Annotated in this window: 18 protein-coding genes and 2 pseudogenes; 14 read left to right on the forward strand and 6 right to left on the reverse strand. The window is 72.8% G+C overall.

Annotation, left to right across the window (positions count from 1 at the left end; genetic code table 11):
• Positions 1-86 precede the first annotated feature (86 nt).
• Positions 87-4,733, reverse strand: a complete 4,647-nt coding sequence (locus tag QTQ03_RS27360; RefSeq protein WP_502889829.1) for an ATP-dependent helicase — start codon at positions 4,731-4,733, stop codon at positions 87-89.
• Between the two features lie 177 nt (positions 4,734-4,910).
• On the opposite strand from QTQ03_RS27360, the gene QTQ03_RS27365 reads away from it, so the two are divergent.
• The 11 genes from QTQ03_RS27365 (at position 4,911) to QTQ03_RS27415 (ending at position 16,970) form a co-directional block, all read left to right on the forward strand.
• A complete protein-coding gene (locus QTQ03_RS27365) occupies positions 4,911-5,324 on the forward strand; it encodes a hypothetical protein (RefSeq protein ID WP_289280534.1) in 414 nt (137 codons plus the stop codon).
• 324 nt (positions 5,325-5,648) lie between these two features.
• Positions 5,649-8,483: a Na+/H+ antiporter subunit A gene (locus QTQ03_RS27370; protein ID WP_289280535.1), complete on the forward strand. Its 2,835-nt coding sequence runs from the start codon at positions 5,649-5,651 to the stop codon at positions 8,481-8,483.
• Positions 8,480-8,965: a Na(+)/H(+) antiporter subunit C gene (locus QTQ03_RS27375; protein ID WP_289280536.1), complete on the forward strand. Its 486-nt coding sequence runs from the start codon at positions 8,480-8,482 to the stop codon at positions 8,963-8,965. Before QTQ03_RS27370 ends, QTQ03_RS27375 begins: the two co-directional genes overlap by 4 nt.
• A gap of 22 nt (positions 8,966-8,987) precedes the next feature.
• Positions 8,988-10,493 (forward strand): Na+/H+ antiporter subunit D, encoded by a 1,506-nt coding sequence (locus tag QTQ03_RS27380; RefSeq protein WP_289280537.1) that lies wholly within the window; start codon positions 8,988-8,990, stop codon positions 10,491-10,493.
• The gene (locus QTQ03_RS27385) at positions 10,490-11,071 is read left to right on the forward strand and encodes a Na+/H+ antiporter subunit E (RefSeq protein WP_289280538.1); all 582 of its coding nucleotides are present in this window, start codon (positions 10,490-10,492) and stop codon (positions 11,069-11,071) included. The genes QTQ03_RS27380 and QTQ03_RS27385 overlap by 4 nt, the downstream gene beginning before the upstream one ends.
• Positions 11,068-11,331 (forward strand): MrpF/PhaF family protein, encoded by a 264-nt coding sequence (locus tag QTQ03_RS27390; RefSeq protein WP_289280539.1) that lies wholly within the window; start codon positions 11,068-11,070, stop codon positions 11,329-11,331. The genes QTQ03_RS27385 and QTQ03_RS27390 overlap by 4 nt, the downstream gene beginning before the upstream one ends.
• A complete protein-coding gene (mnhG, locus tag QTQ03_RS27395; protein WP_289280540.1) occupies positions 11,331-11,681 on the forward strand; it encodes a monovalent cation/H(+) antiporter subunit G in 351 nt (116 codons plus the stop codon). The genes QTQ03_RS27390 and mnhG overlap by 1 nt, the downstream gene beginning before the upstream one ends.
• Before the next feature lie 178 nt (positions 11,682-11,859).
• Positions 11,860-13,419, forward strand: a complete 1,560-nt coding sequence (locus tag QTQ03_RS27400; protein WP_289280541.1) for a M20/M25/M40 family metallo-hydrolase — start codon at positions 11,860-11,862, stop codon at positions 13,417-13,419.
• A 178-nt stretch (positions 13,420-13,597) separates the two neighbouring features.
• Positions 13,598-14,956, forward strand: a complete 1,359-nt coding sequence (locus tag QTQ03_RS27405) for a hemolysin family protein (RefSeq protein WP_289280542.1) — start codon at positions 13,598-13,600, stop codon at positions 14,954-14,956.
• Entirely contained in the window at positions 14,953-16,017 is a 1,065-nt protein-coding gene (locus QTQ03_RS27410) for a hemolysin family protein (protein WP_289280543.1), read from the forward strand. Before QTQ03_RS27405 ends, QTQ03_RS27410 begins: the two co-directional genes overlap by 4 nt.
• 23 nt (positions 16,018-16,040) lie before the next feature.
• Complete coding sequence (locus tag QTQ03_RS27415) at positions 16,041-16,970, forward strand: sporulation protein (RefSeq protein ID WP_289280544.1); 930 nt, start codon at positions 16,041-16,043, stop codon at positions 16,968-16,970.
• A 53-nt stretch (positions 16,971-17,023) separates the two neighbouring features.
• Here QTQ03_RS27415 and leuE read toward each other — a convergent pair whose 3' ends face one another.
• Both leuE and QTQ03_RS27425 read right to left on the reverse strand, forming a co-directional pair.
• Positions 17,024-17,692, reverse strand: coding sequence for a leucine efflux protein LeuE (gene leuE / locus QTQ03_RS27420; RefSeq protein WP_289281021.1), 669 nt, complete (start codon positions 17,690-17,692; stop codon positions 17,024-17,026).
• On the reverse strand, positions 17,689-18,918 hold the full coding sequence (locus QTQ03_RS27425; protein WP_289280545.1) for a bifunctional pyridoxamine 5'-phosphate oxidase family protein/GNAT family N-acetyltransferase: 1,230 nt from the start codon (positions 18,916-18,918) through the stop codon (positions 17,689-17,691). Before QTQ03_RS27425 ends, leuE begins: the two co-directional genes overlap by 4 nt.
• A gap of 38 nt (positions 18,919-18,956) precedes the next feature.
• On the opposite strand from QTQ03_RS27425, the gene QTQ03_RS27430 reads away from it, so the two are divergent.
• Both QTQ03_RS27430 and QTQ03_RS27435 read left to right on the forward strand, forming a co-directional pair.
• Entirely contained in the window at positions 18,957-20,297 is a 1,341-nt protein-coding gene (locus QTQ03_RS27430) for an aminotransferase class I/II-fold pyridoxal phosphate-dependent enzyme (protein WP_289280546.1), read from the forward strand.
• 178 nt (positions 20,298-20,475) lie between these two features.
• Positions 20,476-20,940: a hypothetical protein gene (locus QTQ03_RS27435; RefSeq protein ID WP_289280547.1), complete on the forward strand. Its 465-nt coding sequence runs from the start codon at positions 20,476-20,478 to the stop codon at positions 20,938-20,940.
• Between the two features lie 108 nt (positions 20,941-21,048).
• Here the strand turns inward: QTQ03_RS27435 and QTQ03_RS27440 are convergent, their stop codons facing one another.
• The 3 genes and pseudogenes from QTQ03_RS27440 to QTQ03_RS27450 all read right to left on the reverse strand — a co-directional run bounded on the left by QTQ03_RS27440 (position 21,049) and on the right by QTQ03_RS27450 (position 23,235).
• Positions 21,049-21,240, reverse strand: a complete 192-nt coding sequence (locus tag QTQ03_RS27440) for a DUF397 domain-containing protein (RefSeq protein ID WP_289280548.1) — start codon at positions 21,238-21,240, stop codon at positions 21,049-21,051.
• A pseudogene (locus QTQ03_RS27445) lies at positions 21,231-21,968 on the reverse strand (helix-turn-helix domain-containing protein); the annotation flags it as partial. The gene QTQ03_RS27440 and the pseudogene QTQ03_RS27445, both read right to left, overlap by 10 nt.
• A gap of 32 nt (positions 21,969-22,000) precedes the next feature.
• Positions 22,001-23,235, reverse strand: a protein-coding gene (locus QTQ03_RS27450; protein ID WP_502889712.1) for an IS3 family transposase whose coding sequence is annotated in 2 segments (ribosomal slippage) — positions 22,001-22,956 and positions 22,956-23,235 — 1,236 coding nt in all. Because the reading frame shifts where the segments join, the coding sequence is not laid out codon by codon here.
• Between QTQ03_RS27450 and QTQ03_RS27455 the strand changes: the two are divergent.
• Positions 23,206-23,886, forward strand: a pseudogene (locus QTQ03_RS27455) (amino acid permease); the annotation flags it as partial. The gene QTQ03_RS27450 and the pseudogene QTQ03_RS27455 sit on opposite strands and share 30 nt — an antisense overlap.
• Positions 23,887-23,892: the final 6 nt, after the last annotated feature.

Genomic DNA, 23,892 nt, shown 5'->3' on the forward strand with positions numbered 1-23,892 from the left:
AGCCCGCCGGGGTGAGCCGCAGCCTGCGAACCAGCAGGGTGGTCAGCGTAGGCGGGACCTGGACGGGCGCGTTCTGCGGTGGCCTGTCAACCGCGTAGCCGCAGCCCGCGTGGGGTGGCCCGGAAGCCGGCAGCGGTCAGCGCGTCGCGCAGCGGCGACGAGTGCACCCCCTCGCCGTCGGCCCGCTCCACCGAGATCGCCCCGAGTGCTCCGGAGTGGACCGCGTCGGCGAGCGCCTTGCCCGCCGCGGCCAGGGCGTCGCCGTCGTCGGTGAAGGAGAGCAGCGTCCGGCCACCCCGCTCGACGTAGAACGCGAGGTCACCGGCGACCAGCACCACCAGGGCTCCCGCCTTGCGACCCGCCCGGTGCCCGGTCGCCGGGGCCGCACCGTCGCCCGAGTCCACCACCCGCTCCGGCCACGGCAGCGCCGCGCCGTACGGGTTGGCCGGGTCGGTCGCGGCGAGGACCAGCGCCGGCCCGCCCCTGGCGCGCCCGCCGTCGGCCGACTCCGCGAGCGTGCGAAGCCGGTCAACCGCACCGGGGACCGCGAACTGTGCGGCGCCGAGTCCCTCGACGAAGTACCCGCGACGGGCCGCGCCGCGCTCCTCCAACGCGGACAGTACCGGGTAGATCGCGGCGAAGCCGCCGGTCACCTGCTCTGCCACGACCGCGCCCCGGGTCACCACGCCGTGCCGTTCCAACAGGACGTCGGCGAGGGCCGCCGCCCGGCGGGTGGGGTCGACGTCTCGCTCCGGGAGGCGGGACCATCGGCCGGCGACCGTCGGCGGGCCGCCGCGGGTGGGCAACGCGATCCGTCCGGGACGCCGATAGCGGGTGCGTGGGGCGGCCGGACGCGAGCGGTGCGCGCCGCCGCCACCGAGCACCGCGCGCAGCGGTGCGAGCGTGTCGTTGGTGAGGTGGCCGGACCAGACCAGTTCCCACACGGCGGCGGCCAGGGCGGCGTCGTCGGTCGAGCCGATGCGGTCGGACAGGGGCCGGAAGAACAGCGCCTGCCCGTCGCCGAGAGCATCGAGCACCGCCTCGTGCAGCGGGGTGCGGGGCAGTGACTCGTCGGACGGCGGGAGCAGCAACGGGGCGGTGTCCGCGTACGCGAGGGTGATCCAGCCGTCGCCGCCGGGGATCGCTCCGGATCCGGCCCACACCACCTCCCCGCTGGCGCAGAGCTCGTCGAGCTGGGCGGGGGAGTAGTCAGCGACCCGGGCCGGCAACACGAGCCGTTCCAGCGCGGACGCGGGCACCGCCGCGCCCTGCAGCTGCTCGACCGTCGCGGCAACGGCCTCCGCTCCGCGCGCCGAGGAGCCGACCTGCTGCCACCGCGGCAGGAAGGTGGCCAGCGCCCGGGGCGGCACCGGCTCGATCTCCCGGCGCAGCGCCGCAAGGGACCGCCGGCGCAGCATCCGCAGCACCTCGGCGTCGCACCACTGGGTGCCGACCGTGTCGGGCGCGAACTCGCCGGACATCACCCGCCCGGCGGCGGCGAGCCGGCGCAGTACCTGCTCCACCACGAACACGCCCAGCCCGAACCGGGCCGCGCAGGTGGCGGCGGCGAACGGACCGTGGGTGCGTGCGTAGCGCGTGACGAGGTCGACGAGCGGGTCGGCCACCGGCGCCAGGTACGCCTCGGCCACGCCGACGGGCAGGGCCACGCCGAGCGCGTCACGCAGGCGGGCGGCGTCCTCGACCCCCACCCAGCGCTCCTCGCCGGCGATGCGGACCAGCAGCACCCGCCGTGCCGCCGCCAGCTCGGTCAACCACTCCGCCGGCACCCCCCGCGCGGCCAACTCGTCGACGCTGAGGTCACCGACGACCCGGAGCAGCTCGACCACGTCCTCCGCGTCGCGTGGCCGGCGCTGGTCGGTGCACCAGCGAAGCTGGCGCTCGGTCTCGGCGAGCACCGTCGGGTCGAGCAGCTCCCGCAGGTCGACCCGGCCGAGCAGCTCCCCGAGCAGCGCCGAGTCCAAAGCGAGAGCGGCGGCGCGCCGCTCCGCGAGCGGGGCGTCGCCCTCGTAGAGGAAGGCGCCGACGTAGCCGAAGAGCAGGGAGCGCGCGAACGGTGAGGGCTGCGGGGTCTCCACCTCGACCACGCGGACCCTCCGGGCGGCCAGGTCGCGCATCAGGACGGCAAGCGCCGGCTGGTCGAAGACGTCCTGGAGACACTCCCGGGCGGCCTCCAGGGTGACCGGGAAGTCCGCGTACTCCCGGGCGACGTCGAGCAACTGGGCGGCCCGCTGCCGCTGCTGCCACAGCGGCTGGCGGCGGCGCGGATCGCGGCGCGGCAGCAGCAGCGACCGGGCCGCGCATTCGCGAAACCGGGCGGCGAACAGAGCCGACGTGCCGACCGACTCCTCCACCAGTTGGGCGATCTCGTCGGGTTCGAAGACGACGATGTCGGCACCCGGCGGTTCGTCCGCGGTGTCCGGCAAGCGGACGACGATGCCATCGTCGGAGGGCATCACCTGGGCGTCGACCCCGTACCGCTCGGTGAGCCGACGGCCGATCGCCAGTGCCCAGGGCGCGTTCACCCGGGCGCCGAGCACACTGTGCACCGCTAGCCGCCAGTCACCCAGCTCGTCACGGAACCGCTCCACCACCACCGTGCGGTCGTCCGGCAGCGCGCGGGTGGCCGTCTGTTGCTCGCGTAGGTACGCCATCAGGTTGCCGGCGGCCCAGTCGTCGAGACCACCGGCGCGCAGCGCGGCGACGGCGTCGTCGTCGCCCCGCCGCAGCAGGGCGCGGACCCGGGTGCCGATGGCCCGGCCCAGCTCCACCGGCCGGCCCGGCTGGTCGCCCTTCCAGAAGGGCATCTTGGCCGCCTGACCGGGCGCGGGGGAGACCAGCACCCGGTCGGGGGTGATGTCCTCGATCCGCCAGGACGACGAGCCGAGCAGGAAGACGTCGCCGACCCGGGATTCGTAGACCATCTCCTCGTCCAGCTCGCCGACGCGCGCGGCCCGCTCCGCCCCGGCCAGGAACACCCCGAACAGGCCCCGGTCGGGAATCGTGCCGCCGCTGGTCACCGCGAGGCGCTGGGCGCCGGGCCGGCCGGTCAGCACGTCGGTCGCCCGGTCCCACACCAGGCGGGGACGTAGCTCGGCGAAGGCGGTGGACGGGTATCGCCCGGAGAGCATGTCGAGCACGGCGTGCAGGGCCGAGTCGGGCAACTCGGCGAAGGGCGCCGCCCGCCGGACCAGCCCGGCCAGGTCCCCGACCCGCCAAGGGTCGAGGGCCACCATCGCCACGATCTGCTGGGCCAGCACGTCCAGCGGGTTGCGCGGGTAGTGCAGGTCCTCGATCGCGCCCTCGGTCATCCGCTCGGCCACCACCGCGCAGGAGAGCAGATCACCCCGGTGCTTCGGGAACACCACCCCGCGGGACACCGCACCGACCTGGTGCCCCGCGCGGCCGACCCGCTGCAGGCCGGCGGCTACGCTCGGCGGCGCCTCGATCTGCACGACGAGATCGACCGCGCCCATGTCGATGCCCAGCTCCAGGCTGGAGGTGGCCACCACGGCGGGGAGCAGCCCGGACTTGAGCGCCTCCTCGATGTGCTTGCGCTCCTCCCGGGAAACGCTGCCGTGGTGGGCCCGCGCGATGACCGGCGGCGCGCCGGCCACCGCGCCGGCCTGCGCCATCACCTCGGCCGGCGGTCGGTTGGCCCGGACCGGACCCACCGGCCCACCCCCGGCGCCGGTGCGCCGGCCCGCTCCGCCGCCCTCGCCGACCACCTCGGCCGCCAGGTCGTTGAGCCGGGCGCAGAGCCGCTCGGCGGAGCGCCGGGAGTTGGTGAAGACGATGGTCGAACGGTGTGCCCGGATCAGGGCGAACACCCGCTCCTCCACCGCCGGCCAGATCGATGCCCGGCGCGGACCTGACCCGTCGAGACCGCCGTCGGCGGGATCCTGCTCGTCGAGGTGCGTCATGTCCTCCACCGGCACCTGGACGCCCACCTCGATGGTCTTTGTGGTGGGTGGGGCGACGACGTCGACCGGCCGGGCCCCGCCGAGGAACCGGGCGCAGGTGTCGACCGGCCGAACCGTGGCGGACAGGCCGATGCGTTGGGCCGGCGCGGGTAGCAGCTCGTCGAGGCGCTCCAGCGACAGCGCGAGATGGGCGCCGCGCTTGGTGCCTGCGACCGCGTGCACCTCGTCGACGATCACCGTCTCGACCCCTCGCAGCGAGTCGCGGGCGGCGGAGGTGAGCAGCAGGAACAGCGACTCCGGTGTGGTGATGAGGATGTCCGGCGGGGTGCGGGCGAAGGCGCGGCGCTCGTCGGCGGGGGTGTCGCCGGTGCGCATCCCGACGGTGATCTCAGGCGGGGTGATGTCGAGGCGGGTGGCGGCTTGGCGGATGCCGGCGAGCGGGGCGCGCAGATTGCGCTCGACGTCGACCGCCAGCGCCTTGAGCGGGCTGACGTAGAGCACCCGGCAGCGTTGCCGGGGATCGGCCGGAACGGGCTCGCGGGCCAGCCGGTCCAGCGACCAGAGAAACGCGGCGAGCGTCTTGCCGGAGCCGGTGGGAGCCACCACCAGGGCGTTGCGTCCGGCGCCGACCGACTGCCAGGCACCGGCCTGAGCGGTGGTCGGCGCGGCGAACGCCGCGGTGAACCATTCCCTGGTGGCCGTGCCGAACGCGGCGAGCGCGGTCGCGCCAGCCGGCGCCGACCGTCGAGCCGCCCGGCCACCGCCTCCCGCAACGTCCGTCACGTCGTCCATCCTGCCCCGGCGATGTGACAACCTCCCCGGCGGCCCGCGCGTTCTGTCCGGCTGTGCTTAATAAGCGATGAATATGACGATGAACGCTTTAAGTCTGACTTAACTGCTTGCTTGTGACCCACAACATAAAGTAACTTCACTCGCGACGCGGACGTGGGACGCGGGGTGGAGGATCGGATGGCCGTCGAGGAGCGGAGTGCCGAGCCCGGCACCGATGTGCTCGTCCGTAAGGTCGACAGTCATCTCACCGCCGTCCGAGCCGGTCTGGCCGGCCCCGAGCTGGAACTCGCCGAGCGGCTCGCGCACGTGTTGCGCGAGCTGGTCGCGTCCACCGCGCGGGCAAGCGCCGCCGACCGTGGCCGGGTCCGCGCCGCCGTGCACTTCTTCGTGCTACGGCGGGAGAGCCGGGGCCGCCTGCTCTCGGTCCGCTCGCTCGCCGCCGCCCAACGAGTGGTCAACCGGGTCGTGCTCCAACTCGGCCGGCCGGACCTGCTGGTCGACACCCGCCGCGATCGGGCGACGCGGGAGGCCGCACCGGTCAGCGACGACCCGGCCGACGACCTCGCCGACGCCGAGGTCGCCGCCCGCTGAGGGGCGGCCCGCGCGACGCCGCCGCTCGGCCGCCGATCCCATCCGATGCCCGTCACCTCGCTGCCGTCCGCGCATCGAGCCGCCGATCCGGTGACATCGGCCCGATCATCGGCGTCGACCGGGCGGCGGCCAATTCCTGCAAAACAACCCCGGCCCCGGACGATCTGACGTCTGATCGCACCGGGGGCGTGGTTCGGAGCGGCGGTCCGCCCGGTGCGGCCCGTCGACACCCGCGACCCGTCCCCAGGGCCTGCTGCCGTCCCACCGGGCGGCTGGCGCGGTGCGCACCGGCCCGGCGCGCCGCCACCTCGACCGGGAGTGCGGGTGCTCGTACTGCTGATCCTCCACCTCGTGGCGGCGCTCGTCGCGCCGCCGCTCGTCCGGTGGTGCGGACCGCGCGCCTGCTACCTCCTCGCTCTCGCGCCCGGCGCGGCGTTCGGCTGGGCGCTGGCCCGAACGCCAGCGGTCAGCGCCGGCGGGGCGGTCGTCGAGGCGTACCCGTGGATTCGCCAGCTCGGGCTCGACCTGGTGTTTCGCATGACCACCCTGTCCTGGCTGATGACCCTGCTGGTCGGCGGCGTCGGGGCGCTGGTGCTGGTCTACAGCGGCCGGTACTTCCGGCCCGGCTCCCTCGGCCTGGCCCGCTTCGCGGCCGTCCTGGTGGGCTTCGCCGGCGCGATGCTCGGCCTGGTCCTCGCCGACGACCTGCTGCTGCTCTACGCCTGCTGGGAGCTGACGACGATCTTCTCCTACTTGCTGATCGGGCACAGCACCGAACGTCGCTCCAGCCGCTGGGCCGCGGTCCAGGCGCTGACCGTCACCACGCTCGGCGGACTGGCGATGCTGGTTGGTTTCGTCATGCTCGGCGAGCGCGCCGGCAGCTACCGTTGGTCAGAGCTGCCCGCCGCGCCGCTGCCCGGCGGGGCGTACCTGGTCACGGCAGTGCTGCTGATCCTCGTCGGGGCGCTGTCCAAGTCGGCGGTGCTGCCGTTCAACTCGTGGCTGCCGGTCGCGATGGCGGCGCCGACTCCGGTCAGTGCGTACCTGCACGCGGCCGCCATGGTGAAGGCCGGCGTCTACCTGATCGGGCTGCTCGCGCCGGTGCTGGCCACCACCGGGCCGTGGCGCCCGGTGGTCACGGCCGCCGGCCTGGCGACGATGGTCGTCGGGGGCTGGGCGGCGCTGCGGCAGACCGATCTGAAGCTGCTGCTGGCGTACGGGACGGTAAGCCAGCTCGGCCTGCTCGTGGTGGTGGTCGGCGCGGGCACGCCGGACACCGCGCTGGCCGGCGTGGCGATGCTGCTCGCCCACGCCCTGTTCAAGGCGGCGCTGTTCCTCGTCGTGGGGATCATCGACCACGGCGCCGGCAGCCGGGATCTGCGGGAGCTGTCCGGCCTGGCCCGCCGCGAGCCGCTGCTCGCCGCAGTCGCGGTGCTCGCCGCGGCGTCGATGGCGGGCCTGCCGCCGTTGGTCGGGTTCGTCGCCAAGGAGGCGGTGCTGGCGTCGTTCCTCGACCGCCCGGTGGTGCTCGCCGCGCTGGTCGCCGGCAGCATGCTGACCGTCGCGTACAGCACCCGGTTCGTCTGGGGTGCCTTCGGCGGCCGGCCCGGCGTCGCGCCGACCGACCTGGGGCGGATCGCCGTGCCGATGCTCGCCCCACCCGCCCTGCTCGCCGTCGTCGGGCTGGTGGCCGGTCCCGCCGCCGGCGTCGTCGGCCACGCGCTGCGCCCGTACGCCGAGCTGTTCGGCCCGGTCGGTGCGGACCTGGCGCTGTGGCACGGCCTCACTCCCGCGCTCGGCCTCTCGGCACTGGCCGTGGCCGGCGGTGCGGCACTGTTCGCGCTGCGTGGTCCGCTCGCCCCGGCTCTGGCACGGCTGCACGTGCCGATCGGCGGCAACCAGGGGTACGAGTGGGTCATCCGGCGGTTCGACCGGCTCGCCATCGAGGTCACCGGGGCCACCCAGCGGGGTTCGCTGCCGCAGTACCTCGGCATGATCCTCGTCGTGCTCGTGCTGGTGCCCGGCGGGGCGATGCTGGCCAGCCAGCCCTGGCGGGAACGGATCCCCCTCTGGGACACCCCGTTGCAGGTCGTCGTGGTGACGGTGATCGCCGCGGCCGCGGTGCTCACGGTGGGCGCCCGGCGGCGGTTGACCGCGATGCTGCTGGTCGGGGTGACCGGCTACGGCAGCGCGCTGCTCTTCGTGCTCTACGGCGCGCCGGACCTGGCGCTGACCCAGTTCCTCGTCGAGACCGCCACCATCGCCGTCTTCGTCCTGGTGCTGCGCCGGCTGCCGGAACGGTTCTCGGTTCGGCCGTTGCGGCGCAGCCGCTGGGTCCGCCGCGTGATCGGTGTTGCTGTCGGAGTGGTGGCCGCCGGACTCGCGCTGGCCGCCGTCGGCGCCCGGACCGCGCCCACCATCTCGGCCGCGTTCCCCGATCTGGCCCTGACCGAGGGCGACGGGCGCAACGTGGTCAACGTGACCCTGGTGGACATCCGGGTCTGGGACACCATGGGCGAGCTGGCCGTGCTGGTGGTGGCGGCGACCGGAGTGGCCAGCCTCGTCTTCCAACGCTCCAGGATCGGCCCGCGCCCCCGGCGTCCGGAACCTGCTGTCCAGGGCAGTCGTCCCGGCCACCCGGTGTGGCTGCGCGGCGGCCCCACGTTGGGTGAACGGCACCGCTCGATCGTGCTGGAGGTGGTCACCCGGCTGCTCTTCCACACCGTGGTGGTCTTCTCGCTGTTCCTGCTCTTCTCCGGGCACAACGCGCCAGGCGGCGGTTTCGCCGGTGGCCTGGTGGCGGGGCTGGCGCTTGTGGTGCGCTACCTCGCCGGTGGCCGGTACGAGCTGGCCGAGGCCGCGCCGATCAGCGCCGGCATGGTGCTGGGCGTCGGGCTCGCGGTCTCGGTCGGCACCGGCGCGCTCGCCCTGCTCGTCGGCGCGCAGGTGTTCACCAGCACGAGGATCGACCTGTGGCTGCCGGCGGTCGGCGACTTCTACGTGGTCACCTCGCTCTTCTTCGACATCGGGGTCTATCTCGTGGTGGTGGGGCTGGTACTGGACATTCTGCGTAGTCTCGGCGCGGAGGTGGACCGGCACATCGAGTCCGCGGCGGATGCCGACGGCGTCGTCGCCGAGCGCACCGGGGAGGGCGCGTGAACGCCGGCGGGGCGGGGCCGACCCTGGTGCTGGTCGTCGCCGTCGGGGTGCTGGTCGCCTGCGGGGTGACTCTGCTGCTGGAGCGCAGCCTGACCCGGATCCTGCTCGGGATAATCCTGCTCGGCAACGGTGTCAACCTGCTCATCCTGGTCGGTGGCCGGCCGGGCGCCGCCCCGGTGGTCGGCACCGCCTCGACCGCCGCGCAGAGCGACCCGCTGCCCCAGGCGATGGTGCTCACCGCCATCGTCATCACCTTCGGCCTGACCGCGTTCCTGCTGGCGGTCAGCTACCGCAGCTGGTTCCTGACCGGCGACGACGAGGTGCCCGACGACATCGAGGACCGTCAGGTGATGCGCCGTGCCGAGCGCAACGAGGTGGTCACCGCCGACCTCGGCGGCGAGGGCGCGGACGACGACCCGGAGCAGGTCGACCCGGGGCCGGCGCGCCGCCGCCGGGCCCGCGGTGAGGACGGCCCGGGATGACCCGGTACGCCGGGAGGGGGCGATGAGTCGCCTGGTGCCGTTGCCGGTGCTGGTGCCGCTGCTGGGCGCCGCGCTGACCCTGCTGGTGGCCGGGTGGCCCCGGGTGCAGCGGGCCGTCAGCGTGGCCTGCCTCGGGGCCACGCTGGCGGTGGCGGTGGCGCTGCTCTGGCACGCGTACCGGCGGGGGCCGGTGGCCGTGCGGATCGGGGAGTGGCCCGCCCCGGTGGGGATCGTGCTGATCGCCGACCAGCTGGCCGCGCTGATGCTGGTGGTCTCCGCGGCGGTGACGCTCTGCGTGCTGCTCTACTCGATTGGGCAGGGCCAGGGGGAGACCAGCGACAAGGCGCCGGTGGCCATCTTCCACCCGACCTATCTGGTGCTCACCGCCGGAGTGACCAACGCCTTCCTCGCCGGCGACCTGTTCAACCTCTTCGTCGGCTTCGAGGTCCTGCTCGCGGCGAGCTTCGTGCTGATCACGATCGGTGGGACGGAGGTGCGGATCCGCACCGGATCCACCTACGTGGTGGTCAGCATCCTGTCGTCGATGATCTTCCTGGCCGCGGTCGGCCTGGTGTACGCGGCGACCGGCACGCTGAACCTGGCGCAGCTCGCGGTGCGGCTGGACGCGCTGCCCGCGGGCGTACGGCTGAGCCTGGAGCTGATGCTGCTGCTCGCCTTCGGGGTCAAGGCGGCGGTCTTTCCGCTGTCGGCCTGGCTGCCGGACAGCTACCCGACCGCCCCGACCCCGGTCACCGCGGTCTTCGCCGGTCTGCTCACCAAGGTCGGCGTGTACGCGATCATCCGGTCCGAGACCCTGCTGTTCCCCGGTGGCCGGGTGGACGGCCTGCTGATGGTCGCGGCGGGGGCGACCATGCTGATCGGCATCCTCGGCGCGGTCGCCCAGTCGGACATGAAGCGGCTTCTCTCGTTCACCCTGGTCAGCCACATCGGCTACATGATCTTCGGGGTGGCCCTGAGCACCGCGGCCGGGCTCTCCGGCGCGATCTTCTACGTGGTCCACCACATCACCGTTCAGACCACCCTGTTCCTGGTGGCGGGGCTGGTCGAGGAGCGGGCCGGCAGCACCGACCTTCGTCGGATCGGCGGGCTGTCCCAGGTGGCGCCACTGCTCGGCGTGCTCTTCTTCGTCTCCGCGATGAACCTTGCCGGGATCCCGCCGTTCTCCGGGTTCCTCGGCAAACTCAGCCTCTTCCAGGCGGGCGTGGCGACCAACGCCGTCCTGCCCGGCGTGCTGGTCGCGGCCGGGGCGGTGACCAGTCTGCTCACCCTCTACGTGGCGTCCCGGGTGTGGAACATCGCCTTCTGGCGGGCGCCGCGGCTGGCCACCACCGAGCCGGTGGTGCGCCTACCGGCGCTGATGGTCGGCGCGACCGTCGCCCTGGTGGCGCTCGGCCTGACGCTGACCGTGGCCGCCGGTCCGCTCTTCGAGGTCACCGCGGACGCCGCCACCGACCTGCTGGCGCGGACCCCGTACCTGCGGGCCGTCTTCCCGGAGGGGACGCCGTGACGGGCGATCCGCGTTCGGCCGACCGTCCACGGGGCCGGGTGCGGCACTGGCGGGACCAGCTGATCACGTGCGGCTGGCTGACGCTGGTCTGGAACCTGCTGTGGGGCGAGTTCTCCTGGGGCAACCTGCTCGGCGGACTACTGGTGGCCGCCGTCGTGCTGGTGTTCTTCCCGCTGCCGCCGGTCACCTTCGGCGGCCGGGTGCGTCCCGGTGCGCTGCTGGCCTTCGTGCTCCGCTTCGTCGCCGAGCTGGTGACGGCCAGCCTGCACATCGCCCGGATCGCGGTGCAGCCGGGCTACCTGCCGCGCGCGGCGATCCTCGCGGTACGGCTGCGGGTGCGGACCGACCTGAACCTCGCACTCACCGCCGAGGCGGTCTCGATGGTGCCGGGCACGCTCGTGCTCGAGGTGGACCGCGAACGCGGAGTGCTCTACGTCCACGTGCTCGACGTGCGGACGCCCCGGGACCTGGCGGCGGGGCGGCGGCAGGTGCTGACCGTCGAGCGACGGATCGTCCGCGCGGTGGGCTCCGCCGCCGAACTGCGCCAGCTGGACCAGCCCGTCGAGGAGGAGAGATGACCGTCGTCCTGGCCGTCGTCCTGACCGTTCTGTTCTCGGTGACCGCGCTGGCGGCGCTGATCCGGCTCTATCGGGGCCCGTCCCTGTTGGACCGGGTGGTCGCCGCCGACGTGCTGCTCGCCACGATGGTCGGCGCGGTCGCCGCCGAGGCGGCGGTGAACCGGCACGCCGCCACACTGCCGGTGCTGGTGGTGCTCGCGCTGCTGGGCTTCGTCGGCACGGTCTCGCTGGTGCGCTTCGCCGTCCGGGGTGACCGCTGATGGCCACCGTCGCCGACTGGCTGGCGGCGGTCTTCCTGGTGGCCGGCGCGCTGCTCGGCCTGGCCGCCGGGATCGGGGTGCTGCGCTTCCCCGACGTGCTGGATCGGATGCACGCCGCCACCAAGCCGCAGACGCTGGGCGTGCTTCTTCTGCTGACCGGGTTGGTGCTGCGACTGCGTTCCCCGGCGGCCCTGGGGGTGATCGTGTTGGTGGGGCTCTTCCAACTGGCCACCGCGCCGGTTGCGGCACAGATGATCGGTCGCGCCGCGTACCGGTCCAACCGTTTCGACCGAACCCTCCTCGACGCCGACGAGCTGGCCGGAAGGGCCCCTCACCAACGCCTCCGGTAGGTGAATGCTCCCTTCCCGACGCCCCTGCGGCGCATCGCGTCCGGGCAGGGTGGCGCTGGCTCGCGTCGTGCCGGACGGGGAGAAATCCGCCCACCCGATGTACAGTGATGTACATCAATTTATGGTGTTCCCGCAGTGGCGCCCACCGGCGCGGCCGGGACCCGACACCGGAGGACCCATGAGATCCCGTACCTCCCGAACCGTCTGGCTGGCCGCCCTGGCCGTGGTGGCCGTGACGACCGTCTCCGCGTCGCCGGTCATCGCCCTGGCACCGGATTCGGATGCCGACCCGGTGCGGGCCGCCGTCGCGGCCCCGGACATTCCGCTGGCCAACGTGACGGGCCACCTGACGCAGCTCCAGACGATCGCCAACGCCAACGGCGGCAACCGGGCGCACGGCCGCCCCGGCTACCTCGCCTCGGTCAACTACGCGAAGGCGCAGCTCGACGCCGTCGGCTACAGCACGGCTGTGCAGTCGTTCACCTACAACGGCGCCACCGGCTACAACCTCATCGCCGACTGGCCGGCCGGAGACCCGGACACCGTGCTGATGACCGGGGCGCACCTGGACAGCGTCACCGCCGGGGCGGGCATCAACGACAACGGCTCGGGCTCGGCGGCCATCCTGGAGGTGGCGCTCGCCGTGCCCCGCAGTGGATTCACCCCCGACAAACGCCTGCGGTTCGCCTGGTGGGGCGCGGAGGAGCTGGGTCTGCGCGGGTCGCGGTACTACGTCGACACGTTGCCGACGGCAGAGCGCACGAAGATCAAGCAGTACCTCAACTTCGACATGGTCGGCTCACCGAACGCCGGCTACTTCGTCTACGACGGGGACAACTCCGATGGTGTGGGCGCCGGCCCCGGCCCCGCCGGCTCGGCGCAGATCGAGCAGACCATCCAGGCCTACTTCACCTCGATCGGCGTGCCGACCCAGGGCACCGACTTCGACGGTCGCAGCGACTACGGGCCGTTCATCGCGGTCGGCATCCCGGCCGGCGGGACCTTCACCGGCGCGGAGGGCATCAAGTCGAGCGCCCAGGCGTCGCTCTGGGGCGGTACGGCGGGGCGGGCCTTCGACGCCTGTTACCACCGGTCCTGCGACACCATCACCAACATCAACGACACCGCGTTGGACCGCAACGCCGACGCGATCGCGTACACGGTGTGGGCCCTGGCCCAGGCGGCGACCCCGCCGGGCAACACGGTCTGGAGCGACACCTTCGAATCGGCCACCGGCTGGACGACGAACCCGGCCGGCACCGACACCGCCACCACCGGTGCCTGGGAGCGCGGCGACCCCGACAGCACCAGCAGCTCCGGGGTGACCACCCAACTCGGCAGCACGGTGAGCGGCAGCTTCGACCTGGTCACCGGCGCGTCCGCCGGCAGCAGCGTCGGGACCTACGACATCGACGGCGGCGTCACCACGGTCGAGTCCCCGGCGATCACCCTGCCGTCGACCGGCACGTTGACCCTCTCGTTCTCCTGGTATCTCGCCCACCTGAGAAACGCCAGCAGTGCCGACTACCTCCGGGTCCGCGTGGTGGCCAGCGGCACGGTCACGGCGCTGAGCGCGACGGGTGCGGCGAACAACCGGGCGGCGGCCTGGCAGACGGCCAGCGCGGACATCTCGGCCCTGCGGGGACAGACGGTCCGCATCGTCATCGACGCGGCGGACGCCAGCAGCCCCAGCCTGGTCGAGGCGGCCGTCGACGACGTGAAAATCACCCAGAGCTGACCGCGGCCGGAGAGCCTCGGCCCGGCGGGGCCCTTCGGTCACCTTTCAGCGAACCCAAAGCCAGTGCCGATAAGATAAGCGGCATGATCGACTCGTCTGCCCAGGAGGGCAGCAGTAGCGAGCCGGGTCCTGCCCGGCATCCCCTGACCCAGACGCGCCCGGGAGCCCTGAGCCGCCCGTGTTGATCGTCGTCGGTCTTCTTCTCATCATCGTGCTCACCGCCGCGACCGGCTACTTCGTGGCCCAGGAGTTCGGCTATGTCGCCGTCGACCGAGGCAAGCTGAAACAGCGGGCCGACGACGGCGACAAGACCGCCGCCCGGGCTCTGGCGGTGACCAGCCGGTTGTCGTTCATGCTCTCCGGCGCCCAACTCGGCATCACGGTCACCGCGCTGCTGGTCGGTTACGTCGCCGAGCCGTACCTTGGCGCAGGCCTGGCCGCGTTGCTCGGTCAGGCCGGGGTGTCGACAGCCATCAGCCGGCCCCTGTCGGTCGCGCTGGCGCTGGTCATCGCCACCATCGTGCAGATGGTGCTCGGCGAACTGGCCCCGAAGAACCTCGCGATAGCCCGCGCCGAACCCCTCGCCCGGGCGCTCGCCACCTCCACTCTCGCCTACCTCAAGGTGGCCGGCCCGGCCATCACCCTCTTCGACCGGGCCGCCGTCCGGCTGCTCCGCCGGGCCGGCATCGAGCCGATCGAGGAACTGCCCAGCGGTGCCACCCCCGAGGACCTGGAAAAGATCATCGCCGAGTCCCGCGAGGGGGGGCACCTGACCGCCGAGATGTCCACCCTGCTCGACCGGGGGCTGGATTTCCGCCAGCTCACCGCCGGCGAGGCCATGGTCCCCCGGGTCGACGTACACACCGTCCGCGCACACGAACCGGTCAGCCGAGTCGTCGAGCTGTTGGAGACGGGTCGCTCCCGTTTCCCGGTCCGGGGCGCGGAGGGCGTGGACGACGTGATCGGCGTGATCGGCATCGCCGACGTGCTCGGCGTGCCACTCGAACGCCGAGCCACCACCCCGGTCAGCGCGGTGGCCGTGCCTCCGCTGCTGGTGCCGGAGACCCTGCCGCTGCCGACGGTGCTGGACCGGCTCCGGTCCGGGCACCGGCAGCTCGCCTGCGTGGTCGACGAGTACGGCGGCTTCGCCGGAGTGATCACCCTGGAGGACATCGCCGAGGAACTGGTCGGCCCGATCCTGGACGAGGACGATCCACCGGAGCGGACCCCGACCCGGCAGGACGACGGCTCGTGGGTGGTCCCCGCCCGCTGGCGTATCGACGAGGTCGCCGACAGCACCGGCATCGCACTGCCCGAGGCCCCGGAGTACGACACCCTCTCCGGCCTGGTGATGCGGGAACTGGGCCGGGTACCCGAGGTCGGCGACCGGCTGGAGGTCCCGCTCCCGGTGGACGGCGAGGAGACCGCCGCCGGCTCCCGCGCCCTGGTCGAGGTGCTCGCCGTCGACCGGCACGTCGCCGACTCGGTCCGGCTGCACCTGCTGGAGCCGGGCGGCCGGCAGGAGGTGACGGCGTGAGCCCCGGCATCGCACTCGTCACCTCGGTGGTCCTGCTCGCACTCAACGGCTTCTTCGTCGCCGCCGAGTTCGCCCTCGTGGCGAGCAAGCGGTACCGGCTGGAACAGGCCGCCGTCGGCGGTAGCCGGGCGGCCCGGGCGGCGCTCGACGGCGTGCGGGAGCTGTCGCTGATGCTCGCCGGCGCGCAGCTCGGCATCACCCTGTGCACGCTGGGCCTCGGCGCGCTCGCCGAACCGGCGATCGAGCACCTGGTCAGCCCGTTGCTGCACGCCGTCGGACTGCCGGCGGCCGCCAGCCACGTGATCGCGTTGATCTTCGCGCTCAGCCTGGTGACGTTCCTGCACCTGGTGGTCGGCGAGATGGCGCCGAAATCGTGGGCCATCACCGACGCCGAGCGCTCGGCCACGCTGCTGGCGCTGCCGTTCCGGGCCTTCGCCTGGGTGGCCCGACCGGTGCTGTCGGTGCTGAACTCGCTGGCCAACGGCGTCCTGCGGTTGGTCAAGGTCAACCCGCAGGACCAGCTCGCCCAGGTGCACGGCCCGGACGAGCTGCGCATCCTGCTTGAGCAGTCCCGCGAACACGGACTCCTCGGGGCCGAGCAGCACGAGTTGCTGACCAGCATGCTCGAGTTGCAGGGCACGACGGTGGCCCAGATCATGGAACCGTTCGACCGGATGGTCACCGTGCGCCGTGGGGACGACGCCGGCCGCGTCGAGCAGGTCAGCCGGGACAGCGGGCGCTCCCGGCTCGCCGTCCTGAACGAGGCCGGGGACGTGTGTGGCCTGGTCCATGTCCGGGAGGCGGTCCGGGCCACCGCGACCCGTCCGACCGCGACGGCCGGCGAGCTGATGAGCACGGCCTTCACCCTGCCCGCCTCCGCCACGGTGACCGAGGCGGTAGCGGCGATGCGGGCTCGGCAGTCGCAGCTGGCGTTGGTCCGCAACGGCGGCGGGCCGGCCCGCCCGATCGGTTTCGTCGCGCTGGAGGATCTGCTCGAGGAGGTCATCGGCGAGTTCGACGACGAGACCGACCCGGTTCCGCGCGGGCGACGGTTGCGGTGAGCCGCGCCGGGTAAGCGGACGCCGTGTGGCTGACCGGGGTGTCGCCGGAATCGGGCTGGACGGGACTGACGGTCCGGACCTCGCTGGCCAACCCGAGCACCCGCCCCGGGCTGCGGCTGCCGGGGCGGGTGACGGTCAGTGCCGGCTCGACCGACGTGCCTGTCCGGCACGTCCGGCTCGGCCTGGTCGCCACGGCAGAGCCGGAGGACCCGGACGCGGCCCGCCGCCTGGTGCAGTTCCACCAGGCGGCGGTGGCCGGCGGGTTCGTGCTGCGCGCAGGGCGGGCCCGGAGCATTCCGTTCGAGTTCCCGATGCCGTGGGAGACCCCGGTGACGATCTTCGGCGGGGTGCCGCTGCTCAGCCTCCGAACGGGGCTGCGGACCGAGGTGGCGATCGAGCCGCAGGTCGACCAGGGCGCGATGGTGCCGGTCTTCGTGCACCCGCTGCCCACCCAGGCGTACATCCTGGCCGCCCTGGCCACGCTCGGCTTCAGCATGCGCCAGGCCGGGCTGGTCGACAGCCGGCTTCCCGGCGTCGAGCAGACCCTGCCGCTGCACCAGCGACTGGGCTACTGGGCCGCGCCGCTGTACGCCGGCCCGATCACCGAACTCGAGGTGACCTTCGTGGCGAACGCCGCCGGCCTGGAGGTGCTTTTCTGGTGCGATCGGCGGTTGGCCCTGGCCGGGATCACGCACCAGAGCATCAGCCGATTCCGGATCTGGCACGTCGGGGCGGACCGGCGTGACTGGTTGGCGACGGTGGACGGTTGGCTGCGGGAGGCGATCAACCGGCATGCCGCCGCCGCGGCTCCCGCCGACTGGTCGGCGGCCATCACGGAGTCCGCCCACGTGAGCCGGCCCCCGGACGAACCGGTCCGTCCGGGATTCGGACTGGGCGGTACGGCCGGCGGTGCCGGTATCGGCGGTGGTGGCGGTGGCGGCGACGGCACCTGACCCGGGTCAGCCGCAGGCGGCGGCAACGGCACCTGTTGGCCCGCCTCGCCGGGTCAGCCGCTGGCGGTGGCGAGCTTGACGCTGAAGCCGAGGAAGAGGGCGCCGACGCCGGTGGTCGCGCCCGCGGCGAGGCGGCGGCGCTGGCGGAACTGGGCGGCCAGGAAGGTGCCGGCGAAGATCAGCGCGGTCAGGTAGAGCGCGCTGGTCACCTGCGCGATCAGCCCGAGCAGCAGGAACGACAGCGCCGGCCACCGGTATCCCGGGTCGACGAACTGGATGAAGAACGAGACGAAGAACAGGATCGCCTTCGGGTTGAGCAGGCTGATCAAAAGCGCCTTGCGGAACGGGCTGCGCATCTCCGCCGGGTCCGCGGCATCGATGAGGCGCGGTGCGGCGGGGTCGTTGCGCGTCCGCCAGCGCCGCCAGGCCCCGCGCAGCATGTTCAACCCGACATAGCCGAGGTACGCGGCGCCCGCGTACTTGACCAGCAGGAAGAGCGGCGGGTACGCCTTCAACAGCGACGCCACCCCGGCGGCGGAGAGGAACATCAGCACACCGTCGCCGAGGAACACTCCAGCCGCCGCCCGGTAGCCCGTCCCCACACCCCGCCGTGCGGCGGTGGAGAGCACGAAGAGCGAGTTGGGCCCGGGCAGCAGAATGATCGCCACGGTGCCCAACACGTATGTCCAGATGTCGGTGATGCCCAGCACGCCGGACATCATGACGCCGCCGGCGCCGCCCGGCGAAGCATTTCCCGCAGCCTGGCCTGTGCGTTCGGCCACTGATCGACGATCATCGCGTACTGCACGGTGTCGCGCCACGAACCGTCCGCGCGCTGGCGGTGCATCCGCAGTGTGCCCTCGCGGGTCGCGCCGAGACGTTCGATGGCCCGCTGCGAGCGCTCGTTGCGGATGTCGGTGTGCCACACCACCCGGACCGCGCCCAGTGTCTCGAAGGCGCGGGTCAACAGGAGCAGCTTCGCCTCGGTGTTGACGCCGGTGCGCCACCACGGCCGGCCGAGCCAGGTGTACCCGATCTTGACCGACCGTCGCTCCGGGTCGACCTCGTAGTACGACGTCGTGCCGACCACCGCTCCCGTCGTCGCGCAGCGCTGCACCCACGGCACCCGCTCGCCCTGCTCGTGCGCGGTCAGATAGGCGCGCACCACCGACCCCATCTCCCCGGCGTCCGTTGGCTGAGGAGCGCCCAGGTGCCGCCAGACCTCCGGGTCGGCGGTCGCGGCGTGCAGCTCCCCGGCGTGGGCGAGAGCCAGCGGCTCCAACACCACGTGTTCGCCGCGCAGCACCACCGGCTCGTGCCACGTCGACCGCGCCGGTCGCAGGTAGGCCGGCACCGGCGCGGTGACTCCGACGTCCGGCTCGGGCGTGCCGGCGGTCAGCCGCAGCGGCACCACCCCCGCCCAGTGCGGCAGATCGAGGTCGGTGGGCTCGTCGCGGGACCGGACCGACACCTCGCGTAGCGGCAACGCCAGGACGGCGGTCTCGGCCAGCTCGCGGCGGGTCGGCGGGCGGCTCTCCGCGCTCCGTCCCTGACCCGCCTTCTCCACCAGCGCGGTCAGCACCCGGGCCTTCTCCTCGGCCGCGGTGACCAGGTGGGCGGTGCCGTGCGCCACCACCGACCGGTAGTTGGCGCTGTGGTGGAACTGGGAGCGGCCGTATACCAGGCCGTCGAGCAGCGTCACCGCAACGCACGCCGGCAGGCCCTCGCCGCGGGCCGTGAGCAGCGGTCGGCTACCGGTCGAGCCGTGCAGGTAGAGCGTGTCCCCGAGGCGGACGTGCAGGGTCGGCAGCACCCGTGGCTCCCCGTCGACGACGAAGCCGAGCACGCAGTCGTACGCCTCGTCCAGCACGGTGTGTGCGGCTGCCCGGTCGTAGCTCATCTGGTCCCGTGAGCGGGTGGCGGTGGTGCGCGGGGTGGGAGCGTACATGTGACAACCCGCCTTCGTGCTAGTACAATCCTTCGACCGTGGCAGTACGTTATCAGATCACCGGCGCCACGGCGGTCGCGATTTCGGCCAGCGTGGAATCCGGCATCCGGTCGGGAGACCTCGCGGCCGGGGCCGTGCTGCCCACGGTCCGGGCGCTCGCCGCCGAGCTGGCGGTCAGCCCGGCCACCGTCGCCCGGGCGTACCGGGAGCTGCGCCAGCGCGGCCTGGTGGTGACCGCCGGCCGGCACGGCACCCGCGTCCGGCCCCGCCCTCCGGTGGTCGGCGGCCGGTCGGCCCTGATGCCGGCGCCCGCCCCAGGGGTCCGCGACCTCGCGTCGGGCCAACCCGACCCCCGGCTGCTGCCGCCGCTCGGCCCGCACCTGGCCGCGCTCGCCGGGCACCTCGGCCCACCCTCCGGATACGTGAGCAGCGCCGTCCTGCCCGCGCTCGCCGAGGCGGCCCGGGCGCGGCTGACCGCGGACGGCGTGCCGGTCGAGGAGGTCACCGTCACCGGCGGGGCGCTCGACGGCATCGAGCGGCTGCTCGGCGCATACCTGCGGCCCGGCGACGCCGTCGCCGTGGAGGATCCGGGCTGGGCCAACCTGCTCGATCTGGTTGCCGCGCTCGGGCTGCGGCCGATCGGGGTGCCGGTCGACGACGACGGGCCCACCGAGGCAGGTGTCGACGCGGCGCTCGCCCTCGGTGCCCGGGCGCTCGTCGTCACCACCCGCGCGCAGAATCCGACCGGCGCGGCGGTCTCCGCCCAGCGGGCCGGGCGGCTGCGGGTGCTCCTCGCCGGCCGGTCCGACCTGCTGCTGATCGAGGACGACCACGCCGCCGAGCTGGCCCGTGTCCCGCTGCACCCGCTCGCCGGCGTGACCCCGAGCTGGGCCTTCGTCCGCTCGGCCAGCAAGCCGTACGGGCCGGACCTACGGCTGGCCGTGCTGGCCGGCGACGAGGCGACGGTGGCCCGGGTGGCCGGTCGGCTGCGGGCCGGTGCCGGCTGGGTGTCCACCGTGCTGCAACGCCTGGTTCTCGACCTGTGGTCCGACCCGGCGGTGGCCGCGCTGGTGACCCAGGCCGGCGAGAGTTACGAACGCCGCCGCGCCGGACTGCTCGCCGAGTTGGCGGTTCGGGGCGTGCCGGCCCGAGGCCGCAGCGGGATCAACATCTGGCTGCCGGTGTCCGACGAGACCAGCGTGGTGACCGCCCTCCGGGACGCGGGTTGGGCGGTCGCACCCGGCGCGCTCCACCGGATCGGCGCCGAGCCGGCCGTCCGGCTCACCGTCAGCCCGCTCGACGCGGCCGACCTGGCGCCGCTCGCCGACGCCGTCGTCCGGGCTCTCCGCCCGCCCCCTCCCGCCGTCTTCTCCACGTGATCCCGACTCACCCGTTGCCGCCCACTCCCCGCCAACCGGGCACGTCCGACCGCCCCGACACGCCGCACGTTCGCGTTCTTCCGCACCCCGCTCCGCCGCCGGCCAAGATCCGCGCCGTCTTGGGGACGAGCGGCCCCAGCCGGGCCGGCGACAACAACGCCCGACAGGTGCGCGGATCTTGGCCGGTGACTGCGCGACGCGCCGGGTGGGTGGGGCCGCGCAGGTGATCCTGAGCGTCGCGGATCTGCTCTGGTTCCGGGACTGGTACGTCCTGGTCGTGAACGCCGACGGGAACGCCGTCACGTTCGGTCCGTTCGCCAGTGGGGCCGAGGCCACATCTCTCGGCGCCAGGTGGCAGGGCACACTACTCCCGGGCGATCCCTCGAAGTGGGGGGTCGTGAAGGTCAAGGGGCTCGGCGGCGCCGCCGGGGAACGCTCGGGCGGCGGCTTCGGCTTCTGTAGCAACGAGGGGTGCGGCCACCCCGCGTACGCACACAGCATGGCCGGCTCGTCGCGCGGCCACTGCGTCGTCTGCGGGCGACACGGGGCGTGCGGCAAGTACACGCAAGCGAAGGCCAAGGCGACGAACCTGTGGACTCTGGGCGCTGGTGCGGGGTCGCCCGCGCTGACGCGGAAAGAGTGAAGGCCCGGCTCCCGTGAATGGGGAGCCGGGCCTTTCGTGCTCGCCGCTGGGCGAACGCCAATCGGCCACCCCGGCCAGGGGTGGCCACTACTCAGCGGGAGGCAAGCGTCAGCTAGTCGACTTGGCGAAGCCGACGAACGCCCGCCACGCCGTCGGGCCGAACACCAGCGCCGGCCCGGTCCGGTCCTTCGAGTCCCGGACACCCACCACACCAGGCAGGTTGTCGGCAACCTCGACGCAGTTGCCGCCGCTTGTGCCGCTACGGGTGGACTTCCTCCACTGCGCGCCAGTTAGGTCCATTTGTTTGCTACTTCCTTTATCAACTCGAGGGACTGTCGCCGCGATAGCGCCTCGTTGCGGACGCTCTCCCACCGGTCGAAGAGTGTATCTAGGTCCGCCAGGCGGTTTACAACGTCGCCTCCGAGTTGGTTCTCCAAGTGCCCCACCCAACTGCCGTCTGGCATGCGGGCCAGCGACAGGGGACCGGACAGGCCAGCGTGAAGACCGACGTCCGTCGGGATGACGTGAACACTGACGTTCGGTAGATCCGCGCAGGCTACAAGGTGCAGCAACTGCTCGCTCATCAGTTTTTTGGAGCCCTCGCCAGCGCGCCGGATCGCGCCTTCGTCCATGACCACGACGACCTGGGGCGGATTCTCGCGTGAGAAGATCGCCTGCCGCTCGATGCGTCCCGCTACGCGGCGGTCCACCTCATCATCCGTCAACTTCGGGTCAAGCCGCAGCACAGCGCGAGCGTACGCCTCGGTTTGCAACAGCCCGGGGATCAGGTTCGGCTCGAAGTAGCGGAGTTGCGTCGCGGTGCGCTCCGCGTCCAGCCAAGGCAGGAACCACGACGGTGCGCCCAGCTTCTCCACCATGCGCTCGAACATGCCGCCGTTGCTGAGGCCCCGGTCCGCGCCCCGGATGAAGTCCAGGGTGAGAGCGCGTGTGCCGCCTTCGACTGCACTTACGTGGGAAGCGCTGAAGCCGGCGGCGCGTCCGAATGCCTCCTGTGTCATGCCGGCCGCTCTGTCAAGCCCCGGGTTTGGTGGAGAGTTGGTTAGCTGGTTTCCAGGGGTGCGGTGACCGGGTGGGTCATCGCGTGTAGGGCCTCGTGTTCGGCGGGTGGGGTGTGTCCGAGTTCGCCGTGCAGCCGGCGGTTGTTGTACCAGTCGATGTACTCGACGGTGGCCATCTCCAGGTCGTCGAGCCCGCGCCACGGACCTCGGTTGCGGACGAGTTCGGCCTTGTACAGGGAGTTGAACGCCTCGGCCATCGCGTTGTCGTACGAGTCGCCCTTGGACCCGACCGAGGCGACGGCGCCGGCCTCGGCGAGTCGTTGGCTGTAGCGAATCGCTCGATACTGGACTCCCCGGTCCGAGTGATGCACAAGTCCGCCCAGTTCAGCGCCCTGATGCTCGCGCCGCCAGATCGCCATCTTCAACGCGTCCAACGCGAGGTCGGTGTAGAGCGACGTGGATACCTGCCAGCCGACGATCATGCGCGAGTACACGTCGAGGACGAACGCGGCGTACGCCCAGCCCACGGCCGTGCGCACGTAGGTCAGGTCGGCGACCCACAGCTGGTTCGGCCGCACGGCGGTGAAGTCGCGTTTGACCAGGTCACGAGGCCGACCGGTCTCGGCTGCGGGCCGGGTCGTGCGCGGCGACTTGTCACGCAGCAACCCGCGCAGCCCGGCGGCGCGCATCAGCCGCTCGACCGTGCACCGGGCCACCTCGACGCCCTGGCGGTGCAGCTCGTGCCAGATCTTGCGGGCGCCGTAGACGCCGTAGTTCTCGGCGTGGATCCGCTTGATCAGCGCGGTCAGTTCCTCGTCGCGCCGGCAACGGGCGCTGACCGGGCGGGTCTTGGTGGCGTAGTAGGTCGACGGTGCGATCTGTGCCGGCGTGTCTTCCAACACCCGCAAGACCGACTGGACACCGTGCTGTTCCTGCTGCGAGTCGACGAACGCGACCCTCATCGCGACGGCCGGTCCAGCTCGGCCGCGAAGAAAGACGCCGCGGACTTCAGGATCTGGTTCGCCCGCCGCAGCTCACGATTCTCCCGTTCGAGGGCCGCGATGCGTTCGGCATCGCTGCTGGTCGCGCCCGGCCGCTCACCGGCGTCGGTCTCGGCCTTCTTCACCCACGTCCGCAACGCCTCTGGGTGGACTCCGAGCTGGTCGGCGATCCGCCGGACCGCGCCGACCGCGCCGGCCGGATCCCGACGGGCCTCAAGGACCAACCGGGTCGCACGCTCACGCAGCTCGTCGGGGTACTTCTTCGGTGCGGGCATCGCTGGTGTTCCTCCAGGTTTCGATGTCTCCATCTAACCCGGGGCGCAACAGGGGATCCGGACGGCACCGCGTTCTACGCGGCGGCGGAGGTGGCCGCGGGGCCGTGGCTGGCCGTGCTGTGCGCGGTCGCGACCGCGATCGCGTGGGGGCTGCCGGACTCGATGGTGGCGCAGGTGGCCATTTCCCGGCTGCTGTACGCGATGGCACGCGACCGGCAGTTGCCCGCCTTCCTGGCGCGGGTATCCCGCAAACATGCCGTGCCGACCAACGCGATCCTGCTCGTCGCCGCCGTGTCACTGACACTCGGGCTCTACATGCACCACCGCGACGACGGCATCGAACTGCTCGCCAGTCTGATCAACTTCGGGGCGCTGGTCGCGTTCGGCGCCCTGCATGTGTCGGTGGTGGTCCACTACATCATCCGCGTGCGCAGCGGCAACCTGCTCGCGCACCTGCTGATGCCCGTGTGCGGCGTGACCATCATCGGCCTGGTCGTCTGGCACGCGAACGTGGCCGCCCAGCGCCTCGGCTTCGTCTGGCTCGGTCTCGGGGTCCTCGTCCTGATCGGCCTGTACGCGGCCGGGCGCCGCCCGACGCTGCCCACCACCATCGCCGCACCGCGCACCGAGCGCATCCGCGAAGGAGTGTGACCGTGA

The sequence above is a fragment of the Micromonospora sp. WMMA1363 genome (assembly GCF_030345795.1).
Lineage (GTDB): Bacteria > Actinomycetota > Actinomycetes > Mycobacteriales > Micromonosporaceae > Micromonospora.